We start from the raw sequence: 12566 nt of genomic DNA on the forward strand, positions 1-12566 counted from the left end.
AAATATGATTTATTTTTGTAGTGCTACTTACTTCATTTTAGTATCGTGTCTTTACCAATATGTGTACGGTAGTAAAGAAAAAATAATATTTTTACTGGCCTCAATTGTTACTTTCTTTATTTCAATAGCAGGTGTGTTTTATACTCTTCCTTTTGCAGGAGATGATGCAGAAAGGTTTGAGAGGCTGGCTTGGGAAATTTCTAAAGGTGATTTAGGACAAATATTTGGTTCATTTGACTTTACACGTTCATACGTTATTAGTAGTTTTACAGGATTGATCTATTACTTTACTGGCAGAGAGCCCAGTATTCCAATATTCATAAATTCATTTGTAGGATTATTAATTATAGTTAATTCAATCAGGTTGTTTGATTTACTTTGGAGCAGAGATTGTTGTAACCGCCGATTATATTTTATTTTAGTATGTTTCTCACCAATTTTAACAATTAATTCATCAATTATTTTAAGGGAAAATTTTGTCGCAATATTTTTAATTCTGGCGACAATTCGCTTGGTCAAATATTGTAATAATAATCAGCTTAAGGATGTAATACTATTTTTGATGTTCACATTATTCGCATCTTTTTTTCATGCTGGTGCACTAATGTATGCATTAGGCTTACCTTTATACATTATTATATTCACAAAGAGTATGAGCGTATTTAACAAAGTTATATTATCAATATTAATCTTTGGTTCATTGTATTTTCTTTTGACTAGTTTTGGGTATGGTAAATTTGATCTTAATCAAGAAGGTGAGATGGGTGTTAATGCTTTAGCTGAGCGCTTAGAGAATCCAAATGTTGGTAATACTTCTTACCTATTAAACTTACAACCGAAAGGTTTAGTTGATATGATTTGGCAGGCTCCAATTAGAGGTTTTTACTTTCTTACCAAACCTTTTCCATGGGATGTAAAAAGTTTTGGTCACTTTCTTGTTTTTTTAGACGCTCTATTATGGAGCATGATATTATTTGTACTATATCAAAGGCGGAAAATTATAATGAAAAATGAAGCTGCAATTGCAATATTACTCTGTTGTTTTGTGTGTGTGTTGATTTTTTCTTATGGTACATCGAACTTTGGCACAGCAGTAAGGCATAGAACGAAATTCTTAGTTGAAATGCTTGCGGTAACAGCTCCATTTTTTATAAGTTTTACAAAGAGAGTGAAATGAAGTTTTTAATAGTAGCGGGATCTCCAAAATCATTGATAGGATTTAGAAAGGATTTTATAAAAGCATTAATTAGTAAAGGGTTGACTATACATGTGGCAGCCCCATCTTTATTAACAGAAAAAAATATTACTAAAGAACTTTCTAGTCTCGGTGTTATTCCACATAACATAATAATGCAACGTACGGGTATAAACCCTTGGAATGACTTTAAGTCTTTACTTTCTATATGGTGTTTAAATCGCAAAGTAAAGCCTGATTATATTATGGGTTATACTATAAAACCTGTTATTTATGGAAGCTTAGCTGCATGGTTTGCAGGTGTACCAAAAAGAAATGCATTAATAACAGGTTTAGGGTATGCATTCCAAAGTGGGGACTCAAATAAACGTAATTTAGTTAAAAAAGTTGCTTATTGGTTATATAAAATTTCCTTAAGTAAATGTGAAACTATCTTTTTTCAAAACCCAGATGATGAAAGATTATTTCGAACACTTGGTATACTCACTGAAAACTCTCATACAGTCGTTGTTAACGGATCTGGTATTAATTTAGAACTATACCCTTTCACTACTATCATTTTGCATAAACATCCTAAATTTCTTTTTATTGGCAGGCTTTTGGGTGATAAGGGTGTTAGAGATTATGCTGAAGCAGCACGGTTGGTAAAGCTAAAGTATCCTAAAGTGGTATTTAATTTAATTGGGCGAATAGATATAAATCCTGATGCAATTTCTCAAAACGAACTTAATAAATGGGTTTCAGAAGGAAGTGTAAATTATTATGGAGAATTACATGATGTAAAACCTCAAATTACGGAGTCTTCAGTTTTTGTATTACCTTCTTATAGAGAAGGTACACCAAGAGCTGTTCTTGAGGCTATGTCTATGGGACGAGCAATAATCACAACAGATGCACCAGGTTGCCGCGAGACAGTTGTTGATGGTGAAAATGGGTTTTTAGTTCCCATAAGTAGTCCAGAAGCACTGGCTTGCGCAATGATACGCTTTATTGAAAAACCGGAGCTGATTATAGAGATGGGCAGGAAGTCACGTGAAATAGCTGAGTTAAAATATGATGTTCATAAAGTAAATAAAAAAATGTTAGAAAGGATGGGATTATAATGTTGAAACGTTCACTTGATTTTTTAATTGCGTTTTTTACTATACTCATATTATTACCAATAATTCTGATAGTCGCATTGATTATTCGTTTAAAGTTAGGCTCACCGGTACTCTTTAGTCAAAGTCGCCCAGGTTTAAATGGTAAAATTTTTAAAATATATAAATTTAGAAGTATGACGAGTGAATGTGATAAGAATGGTGTTTTATTACCTGATGTAGAACGTTTAACAAGATTTGGTAAGTTATTGCGTTCAACTAGTTTAGATGAGTTACCAGGTCTATGGAATGTGCTTAATGGAGATATGAGTTTGGTTGGCCCGCGTCCTTTATTACCTGAATATATACCATTTTATACGAAAGAAGAAATGCAAAGGCATGATGTTAAACCCGGAATAACAGGTCTTGCTCAAATATCTGGTCGAAATGCGATTACTTGGGAGCAAAAGTTCGCTTTAGATTTGGAATATATAAATAAAAAATCATTATTTTTTGACATGAAAATATTGTTATTGACAGTAAAAAAAGTTTTCAAACGAGATGATATTTTGGTTTCAGCACCGCAAGGAGCTTTTCACCTTTATAGAAAAAAGCAACAGGAGCAAGGTTTTAATGAATGATTTTAGAGTAGAGCTAATGTCTCTTAAGCAAGCTGATTCTAGGGTAAAGTTTTTACGAGAAAAAAAAACAATAAAAAATATATTTATGGAACAGCCTGTAAGCCTCGAAAAAACAAAAGAATGGTGTAGTAAAATCGAAAATGATAATAGTAGGAAAGATTTTGTTTTTCTACGTAATGATGTTGTTTTGGGATTTGGAGGGCTAGTTAATATTTCAAGAGTAGATGGTAGAGCTGAATTTTACATATTTATTACTGTTGATGAACAAGGAAAAGGGTACGGAACTGCTTTTACTAAGTGGTTATTAGCTTTTGCCCAAGTTGAAATGAATTTAAGAAAAATATCACTCTACGTTACTGCTGGCAATGACACCGCAGTTGCTTTATATGAGAAAGTTGGGTTTATAAATGAGGGGGTATTAAAAAAACACTCATGGTTTAGAGGGCTTTATGTTGATCGGCTTATTTTTTCCAAGTTTTTAAATGATAAACTCGAATTTGATAATTTATATAAACACATTTCTTAGGTTATAGCATGAATATATTATTTACCTGTGTTGGTCGTAGAAAGTACCTAATTGATTATTTTAAAGCAGAACAAGGCTTTGTTTCAAAACTAGTTGGCGTTGATATGTCAAATACAGCACCAGCGTTGGCTAGTTGCGACAGTTGGCACCTTGTACCAAATGTTTACGATGAGCACTATATCGATCGTATATTGGAAATTTGCCAAAATGAAAGTATTAATGTTCTTATATCCTTAAATGATATGGAGCTACCTATTTTAGCTAAAAGCCGAGATAGGTTTAGTGACTTAGGTGTGCGCCTTGTATTAGCTAATGATGCAGCTATTGATATTTGTTCTGATAAATATAAAACTTATTTATTTTGTAAAGAAAATAATATACCTGTTCCAGCCAGCTTTATTGAATTAAACGAAGCTTTGCAATTCATTAAAAATAAAAGCATTAATTACCCACTTATTGTCAAGCCTAGATGGGGCTCAGCGTCATTTGGATTGCATGTTGTTGAAAGTGAAATTGAATTAAAAGAAGCATATTTAGATTGTAAAGAGTCGCTTTCGAGTTCATATCTTTCTCAATTTAAAGAGTCGGAAGACGATGTGTTAATTCAAGAGTTCATAAAGGGAAAAGAGTATGGCTTGGACATACTTAACGATATGGATGGAAAGTATCGTGGAGTAGTTTGTAAAGAAAAATTATCTATGAGAGCGGGCGAAACTGATAAAGCAATAACAGTTGATGCTAGTCGGTTTAATGCTTTTTCTCGAATTATAGGTGATACCTTAAAGCATGTAGGTAACATGGATTGTGACTTTTTAGAAAGAGATGGCCAGTTGTACCTTCTTGAATTAAATCCTCGTTTTGGCGGTGGTTACCCCTTTTCACATGAAGCTGGTGCTAATTTAGTTAAAGCATTATTGCTTTCTCTTTCAGGGCGTGGTGATGAAATTGATATTACTTACGATACAAACAAAGTATTCGCTAAATGCGACACAATTGTAGCTGCACGTTAGTTTAATAAGAGTGAATCATTAATAATGTTAAATACCCCATTCTCTCCTTGGCCAAGTTTTACGCAAGATGAAGCTGATGCCGTAAGCCGTGTTGTTTTATCAAATAAAGTTAATTATTGGACCGGTAATGAAGGCCGTGAGTTCGAAAAAGAATTCGCTACTTGGGCTGATAGTGAATATGCCGTAGCTTTAGGCAACGGTACACTAGCACTCGACATAGCCTTAAAGGCGTTGGCTGTTGGTGATGGCGATGGCGATGAAGTTATAACCACGCCACGTACATTTTTAGCGTCGGCATCAAGTATTGTTACCGCTGGTGCTATACCTGTTTTTGCCGATGTTGATTTAAATAGCCAAGCAATTACAGCAGCTAGTATTAAAGCAGTACTTACACCTAAAACTAAAGCCGTGATAGTTGTACATTTAGCGGGTATGCCTGCAGAAATGGACGAAATAATGGCGCTAAGTAAAGAGTATGACTTTTATGTCATTGAAGATTGCGCACAAGCGCATGGTGCTAAATATAAAGGTCGTTCTGTAGGTAGTATTGGCCATGTGGGCGCTTGGAGTTTCTGCCAAGATAAAATAATGACCACCGGTGGCGAAGGCGGCATGGTGACAACTAACTCTAAAGAGTTATGGTCTACTATGTGGAGCTATAAAGACCACGGTAAAAGCTTTGATGCAATATATAACCGTGAACATCCACCAGGATTTAGGTGGCTTCACGAAAGTTTTGGCACCAATTGGCGCATGACCGAAATGCAAGCCGTACTTGGCCGTATTCAACTAATGCGTATGAGTGATTGGACTGAGAAGCGCCAAGCATATGGTGCTGAATTAGATAAAGCTGCAGGTGAATTTGACTGTATTCGCTTAGTTGAAGTGCCAAGTTATATTGAGCACGCAGAGTATAAACATTATATGTTTGTTAAGCCTGAGCAACTAGCTGAAGGCTGGGGTCGCGATCGTATAGTGAATGAAATAGTTGAGCGTGGTGTGCCGTGTTTTCAGGGGAGTTGCTCAGAGGTATATTTAGAAAAAGCATTTGATAACACCCCATGGCGCCCAGAAAAACGTTTACCAAATGCAGTAGAGCTGGGCGAAACGTCGATCATGTTTTTGGTGCACCCGACACTTACTGAAGCTGAAATAGCTAAAACAACACAAGTGATGCAAGAAGTATTTGCATTGGCGTCTAAATCTTAAAGGTGCGATTAAGACTCAGTTTATAATTGTGAGTTAATGATGAAAAATATAAGCTGTAGTCGCTGTTTAGAGTTTATGCATTAATATTTGCTAAAGAGATGCGGTTTGGATCAATGTGGGTTGCTGAATTCATTGCTTGGTAATGATTTTTATAGCACGTAAGTGCAGCTCACCAATCGTAATATCTATTGGGCCTAAATATTGGATGCTTTTAACGCATTAATTTAAATGCACTATTTCTTGAAGAGTGTCTCACGTGAGACACTCTTGAGACAGTTTTAAGGCATTATTTATTGCACCAATAGTCACATTACTTATATATTTTAACTGTCTCAATTAAGCGTTTAAGCTCTAATTAATCTCTAAGCGTGTAACAAATAAATCATCATTTAAGACTAATTACATTAATGAGTTTTTTGTTATAGTTATATTATTGTTAACTTCAAACCTCATCATGGGTTATGCCCTTTAATTGAACCGCAAAGGAACGTGTTATGGATAGCTTTATCCGCTCAATTATTAATGCCCCGCGTGCTAAAAAGCGTGTTATTACTTTATGTATCGATTCACTTTTTATAGCAGCCGCCTTTTGGTTGGCGTTAATAGTAAGGCTTGATAGCTTAGAGCCATTAAGTGTTACTAGTAATTGGTTATTATTAATACTTTTAATACCCATTAGTTTATATGCGTTTATTAGCTTGGGCTTGTATCGCGCTGTTTTGCGGTATATGAACTCACAAGCAGTATGGGCCATTATACTCGGTACGCTTATCACTACGGTAAGCTTGGTGTTACTAGCATTTTTTGTTGGTATAGATATACCACGTACAATGCCATTTATTTTTGCTTGGCTATGTTTATTAACCGTAGGTGGTTCACGTATTATAGTGCGCGCACTGATAGGAAGAATGACCACCAGTAACAAAGATGCGGTTATTATTTATGGTGCAGGCTCGTCTGGGCGTCAATTAGCAACGGCTTTAAATGCAGGCCCTGAGTATTTTGTCAGTGCGTTTATTGATGACGACGTGACAAAACATGGATCTATAATACAAGGAATACCGGTACGTGCGTTTAATGACATACATGAATTAATAAAAAAACGTAAAGCAACCAAAGTGCTGCTTGCTATGCCTAGTGAAACACGTGCAAGGCGCAAAGAAGTACTCGCACAACTTGAGCCATTAACTATAAAAGTACTTTCAATCCCGGGCATGGCCGATATTGTTGAAGGTAAAGCAAAACTCTCTGAATTTAGAGATGTTGAAATTGAAGATTTACTAGGGCGCGACCCAGTAACTCCTAAAGATGATTTAATGACTGCCAATATAACAGAGAAAGTAGTCATGGTTACTGGTGCGGGTGGCTCAATCGGTTCAGAACTGTGTAGACAAATAGTGAAACTCAAACCGACTAAGTTAGTGTTGTTTGAGCGCAGCGAAATTGCCCTTTATTCAATTGAAAAAGAATTAGGTGAATATATAACTAATAATACGCTTAATATTGAACTCATCCCTATCATGGGCTCAGTACAACGTGTAAATCGCCTTGAAACGGTAATGAGAACCTTTGGTGTGCAAACCATCTACCATGCCGCTGCTTATAAGCATGTGCCATTGGTTGAGCACAATGTAGTAGAAGGTGTACGTAATAATGTATTTGGTACCTACTACGCCGCAAAGGCCGCTGTTGAGGCTAACGTAGATACCTTTGTATTGATTTCTACTGATAAAGCAGTACGCCCGACAAATGTAATGGGCGCGACTAAACGTATGGCCGAGCTAGTGTTGCAAGGCTTAGCACAAGAGCAAGGAGCTAAACACCAAACACGTTTTTGTATGGTACGCTTCGGTAATGTGCTTGGCTCAAGTGGATCAGTAGTACCATTATTTCGCCGCCAAATAAAAGAAGGTGGCCCAATAACATTAACTCACCCCGATATTACTCGCTATTTTATGACCATCCCTGAAGCGGCACAGCTTGTAATACAAGCAGGCGCTATGGGCAAGGGCGGTGATGTATTCGTACTTGATATGGGCGACTCGGTAAAAATAAGTGATTTGGCAACCAAAATGGTTAGGCTATCGGGCCTCGAAATTAAAACCGACGATACCCCGCATGGTGATATTGAAATTAAATGTACTGGTTTACGCCCAGGTGAAAAACTGTATGAAGAGCTATTAATAGGCGATAACGTAGAGCAAACACCGCATGAGCGTATAATGACCGCACATGAAGTAATGCTGCCGCTCACTGAGCTTAATGTATTTATTGATGCGCTTGATATTGCCTGCCATAACTTTGAGCATGAAAAAATTCGTCAGCTATTACTCGATGCACCAACTGGCTTTAACCCCACTGATGGTATTTGTGATTTAGTATGGAATGCCAGACTTGAAAATGAATCTAAAGATAATACTAAAAGCGTAAATAATGTAGTTAACCTTCAAAACTAGGGTTAAAGCTAGCAACGAATTTCTTATTTGATTCTAATTTTTAAAAGTATAAAAAGCGTGAGTTACACTCGCGCTTTTTGCTTTTTAAAGCTCTTCTTAAGATTTTTTAATTTATAAGGGAATAATTATGTCTCGTAAGTATTTTGGGACCGATGGAGTAAGAGGTAAGGTAGGTACTTTTCCTATTACTCCTGATTTTGCCATGAAGTTAGGGTGGGCTGCAGGCACTGTTTTAGCTTCAAGTGGCACCAAAGAAATTTTAATAGGTAAAGATACACGTAATAGTGGTTATATGTTTGAGTCAGCAATGGAAGCAGGCCTTTCTGCTGCGGGTGTTAATGTTGCTTTTGTTGGCCCAATGCCTACCCCAGCAGTTGCTTATTTAGCATCAACCTTTAGAGCGGATGCAGGCGTTGTAATTAGTGCGTCACATAACCCGTATTATGATAACGGGATTAAGTTTTTTAATAATTCTGGTACGAAGTTAAACGATGAACAAGAACTTGAAATTGAAGCTTTGCTTGAGCAAGCTTTAAATAACAACGCTATGCAGTGTGTAAGCTCAGAACGCTTGGGTAAAGCAAGACGCATAAACGATGCTGCTGGACGATACATTGAGTTTTGCAAAGGCATATTTGCTAAAGATTTAACACTTGAAGGTTTAAAAATTGTTGTCGATAGTGCAAATGGGGCTGCGTATCATATAGCACCTAATGTTTATGCAGAGCTGGGTGCTGATGTTATTAGCATTAACGATAAACCAAACGGTTTAAACATAAATGAGCAATGTGGTGCTATGCATCTAGATAGCCTTCAAGCCGCTGTACTTGAACATAAAGCAGACTTAGGTATTGCGCTTGATGGTGATGCTGACAGATTAATGCTTGTTGATGATAGTGGCGCTGTGATTGACGGTGACCAAATACTTTATATTTTAGCTAAAGCAGCAAAGCTGCAGGGCAAAATGCAGGGTGGTGTTGTTGGTACACTAATGTCTAACCTCGGGTTAGAGCTAGCGCTTAAGGAAATGGATATACCATTCAAGCGCGCTAAAGTAGGTGATCGCTATGTTGTTGAACAGCTTAAAAATACGGGTTGGAAACTTGGTGGTGAAGGTTCAGGCCATATTCTACACTTAGATTATGCAACCACAGGTGATGGTATTGTTGCTTCTTTACTGGTATTAACTGCGCTAATTCAGCAAAAGCAATCATTGAAAGACTACGCAGCAGGTATGCAAAAATTACCTCAAGTACTTTTAAATGTGCGTTTAACACAAAATAATGCCGATGAAATATTAAATACCGATGCTGTGAAGCAAGCTGTAATTGAAGCGGAAATGGTGTTGGCAGATACAGGACGTGTTTTACTGCGTAGATCAGGCACTGAGCCATTGATCCGCGTAATGGTTGAGTCGACTGACTCTGTGGTATCACAAGTGCAAGCCGATCATATTGCTGGTGCGATTAAAGCATTATTATAAGAGGATTTTCATTCTCTAAAAGCGAACAATATTATTGCTAATTGAAAACTGCCTCACAACGTATGTGGGGCAGTAGCACATGTAACTACTCAATAATTAGAGTAATAGCTACGACTAGCTTCTTCGATAGAGTTGATGATAACAGTTTTAATAAATTCTGTTTTTGAGCTATTGAGATTGATACTTTCGATATAACAAACTCGCTCAGGGATGGTAAGCTTTATTATGATGTTCATCGTAATGGTATCCCAAATTGTAGACGTGCTAAAAGAGTTGTTGCCTAACAAACAGAACTTTCTTTTTATTTCCCATAACGAATCAGATATAGCTTCTTCAATTAGGTATGAAAACTCTTGAGCTCCAAGCGTGTCTATAACTAGTTCTAAATAATCTTCATATATAGAGCTGGAAGAATCTATGTGACTTGTGGTTCTGTCATCTAGCAGTGTCGTAAGCTTTGATGTTATTAATGAATATAACTCGTTCTGAATATGAGTGGACTTGAATATACTTGCATACGCGCTTTCATTGATATCTAAAGCCTTTTCCAAAAAGCCAAATCTAGGTAAGTTTTCTTTTTTTATACCCATTGAGTAATTAAACAAGTCACAATAAAGTGTTGCTGTATGAATATCGAAAGTTGGACAAATTTCTCTGTAGCCAGCAAGACTGAGTACTTTTGTAAAACTACCTGTCTGCATAAGATGCAGATATCCGCTGTTTGCATCACTACTTTTTGACTGGTGATTGTTATGGTCAAAATTACATTTAAGCCAATAAAAGCCCTTACTATTTTCATTACAAAAATTAAAGCCAGCAGATGATGGTTCTATTTCATTAAACAGGGGAGCTAAGCTGTTAAATATTATAGTTTTAAGCATCTCTAACGGGATATCACATCCTCGGCTTTTAAACTTTTCTTTTGCTTTAGGTATTAGAAAGTGACCATGAACAAGTTGTTTATTGGCTAATGCTTTTATTGATCCAATTTCTTTTTCAAAAAATATATAAGAGAAAAGGCGATCGATAGTAGATAGTTTTTTAAAAGGTAACCCAGGTGCTAAACTTATTTGCTCTCTGAATAAGAGCACGGACGCATCAAGATTTTGGCGACTAAATAACATTTTTAAATTCCTAGTTGTAGATGAGTAAGGCATTTAATTTTCATCTAGAAATTTAATTATTTAATTATTATTTAAATAGCGCTAGCTTCATAAATCAATGCTTCGGGTCGCCTTTCCCGGGCCATAGCACCCGTAGTTCTTACTTTAAATAAGCCTTACGTGATTATTTTAAAACGAAAATATATTTTACTCAAGAGAATATTAGAACAAAAAATAGTTTTGAGTATTTATTATTGGATAAATTATAGGCTGCTCCTAACATGGCAGAATATCCTCAGCCGCACAGTGCATCAACAGTTGATAGTGCCATAACTTTTTAATAAATATTGGTATCTAAAAGCAGCACGATATAAGTTTTTAAAAGCGCGATTTTATGTCGCGCTTTATTTGGGACTAAACTTGTTATTAAAAGCAATATAGCTGTATTTACTGCGCACCTAGTTAGCTCAAACAATCCCACGTTCAATCATCATTTCATTAAACGCAAAGCCATCCTGTCTAGAAGCATTAGCAACATAAGGTGCGTACACTTCAAATAATAAGCGTGTATCGCTATGCCCCAGCATGTGCGAAATGTACAGCGGATTTTCATGCGCAGCGATATGCAGTACGGCTGCGGTGTGGCGGGTTTCGTAAGGACGGCGGTGTACAAGCCCTGCTTTATTAAGTGTGGGGTACCACAGTTGAGTACTTACAAAGTGGGTATTAAGCGGTTTGCCTTTGTGAGTAAACACAAATTCACTGGTTGTTTGTTTTTGTAAGCGTTTAAATAGCGAAAAAAGTGTATTACACATTTTTAAGTCGCGGCGCGACTTAGGTGTTTTTACATCCCCGAGTTCACCATTTACCCAATTGTGACGAATACGAATAAGGCGGTGATTAAAATCCACATCCTCCCAGCGCAGGCCATGTATTTCACAACTTCGCATACCGGTCCAAAAACGCACCATAAAATAATCGCGCCATTGTGTAGGGGTACATTCTAAAAAGCGTTGTACTTCATCTGCGGTTAGTGGCAGTGAATTAGCACGTTCTTCTTTTAGAGTTTTATAGCGGCGTAATGGGTAAGTAAAGTCATGCTCTTCTGCGGCTAAACTTAGTATGGCAACAAACGGCCAAAGAATGCCATTAATGCGTTTATTAGAAAGTTTACGGGCCCCTTTGGTATCGCACACCATTAAGCTTTCGCGAAAATAGTCGACATTAGCCAACTTGATCTCATTAACTAATATATTGCCAAACTCAGGAATAAGGTAACGGTCGAGCGTATTACGTACCACGCTTTGATAGCTGCTTTTCCATTTGGCTTTTTGACGATCGAACCATTCATTCGCGTAATCGTTAAAAAATGGATAAAGGCGATCGGGATCTTTAGCGCGTTGCAAGGCTTCAAACTTAGCGACTTTTTTACTTTCAGGAAAATAATCACGGTACTGAAATGTATCTAAGTCAATTTCAGCATTAATTTTTTTAAGCGTAGCATTGGCTTTTTTTATATTAACAGGGGTCGCCATGAGCTTAGTGCCTTCACGAAAGCGCTGCCCATAAATGTGTAAGTCAAATTGAATACGCCCATTGGGGCGAATGCGAATGTGAGCCATAATGGCCTCCATCAGTTAATGGATCTATAAATAGATCTATCCCTCACCGATGGAATTCGTTAGAATTGGATCATCGGCTGGGACGCGTTAAACACAGAGCAGCCGGTACGGGGTAGAGAGGTTGCCGCCTCTTTACCCCAACTGCTTATAAGATACCAACCCGCAATAATACGTAATCAATCTGAAGTATTAAACCTGACGCTAACAGCGTTAAAAATTTCTGATTTAGAACCACTAAATAA

At 36.9% G+C, this 12566-nt stretch carries 10 protein-coding genes; 8 read left to right on the plus strand and 2 right to left on the minus strand.

Annotated elements, in window-relative coordinates:
* The first annotated feature begins 4 nt into the window (after nt 1–4).
* The 8 genes from H5079_RS10660 to glmM all read left to right on the plus strand — a co-directional run bounded on the left by H5079_RS10660 (nt 5) and on the right by glmM (nt 9599).
* Nucleotides 5–1177, plus strand: coding sequence for a hypothetical protein (locus H5079_RS10660; RefSeq protein ID WP_182684058.1), 1173 nt, complete (start codon nt 5–7; stop codon nt 1175–1177).
* The gene (locus tag H5079_RS10665) at nt 1174–2298 is read left to right on the plus strand and encodes a glycosyltransferase family 4 protein (protein WP_182684059.1); all 1125 of its coding nucleotides are present in this window, start codon (nt 1174–1176) and stop codon (nt 2296–2298) included. The genes H5079_RS10660 and H5079_RS10665 overlap by 4 nt, the downstream gene beginning before the upstream one ends.
* Nucleotides 2298–2915, plus strand: a complete 618-nt coding sequence (locus H5079_RS10670; RefSeq protein ID WP_182684060.1) for a sugar transferase — start codon at nt 2298–2300, stop codon at nt 2913–2915. The genes H5079_RS10665 and H5079_RS10670 overlap by 1 nt, the downstream gene beginning before the upstream one ends.
* Nucleotides 2908–3441: a GNAT family N-acetyltransferase gene (locus tag H5079_RS10675; protein ID WP_182684061.1), complete on the plus strand. Its 534-nt coding sequence runs from the start codon at nt 2908–2910 to the stop codon at nt 3439–3441. The genes H5079_RS10670 and H5079_RS10675 overlap by 8 nt, the downstream gene beginning before the upstream one ends.
* A gap of 8 nt (nt 3442–3449) precedes the next feature.
* Nucleotides 3450–4451 (plus strand): ATP-grasp domain-containing protein, encoded by a 1002-nt coding sequence (locus tag H5079_RS10680; RefSeq protein ID WP_182684062.1) that lies wholly within the window; start codon nt 3450–3452, stop codon nt 4449–4451.
* Between the two features lie 24 nt (nt 4452–4475).
* Nucleotides 4476–5660, plus strand: coding sequence for a DegT/DnrJ/EryC1/StrS aminotransferase family protein (locus H5079_RS10685; RefSeq protein WP_182684063.1), 1185 nt, complete (start codon nt 4476–4478; stop codon nt 5658–5660).
* A gap of 494 nt (nt 5661–6154) precedes the next feature.
* Nucleotides 6155–8116, plus strand: a complete 1962-nt coding sequence (locus tag H5079_RS10690) for a nucleoside-diphosphate sugar epimerase/dehydratase (RefSeq protein WP_182684064.1) — start codon at nt 6155–6157, stop codon at nt 8114–8116.
* Between the two features lie 127 nt (nt 8117–8243).
* Nucleotides 8244–9599: a phosphoglucosamine mutase gene (gene glmM / locus H5079_RS10695; protein WP_182684065.1), complete on the plus strand. Its 1356-nt coding sequence runs from the start codon at nt 8244–8246 to the stop codon at nt 9597–9599.
* An 89-nt stretch (nt 9600–9688) separates the two neighbouring features.
* Here the strand turns inward: glmM and H5079_RS10700 are convergent, their stop codons facing one another.
* Nucleotides 9689–10723, minus strand: coding sequence for a hypothetical protein (locus tag H5079_RS10700; RefSeq protein ID WP_182684066.1), 1035 nt, complete (start codon nt 10721–10723; stop codon nt 9689–9691).
* Between the two features lie 446 nt (nt 10724–11169).
* Nucleotides 11170–12324, minus strand: a complete 1155-nt coding sequence (locus H5079_RS10705; RefSeq protein ID WP_182684067.1) for a site-specific integrase — start codon at nt 12322–12324, stop codon at nt 11170–11172.
* Nucleotides 12325–12566: the final 242 nt, after the last annotated feature.

Source organism: Pseudoalteromonas sp. SG44-5 (assembly GCF_014164175.1).
Taxonomy (GTDB): Bacteria; Pseudomonadota; Gammaproteobacteria; order Enterobacterales; family Alteromonadaceae; genus Pseudoalteromonas; species Pseudoalteromonas nigrifaciens.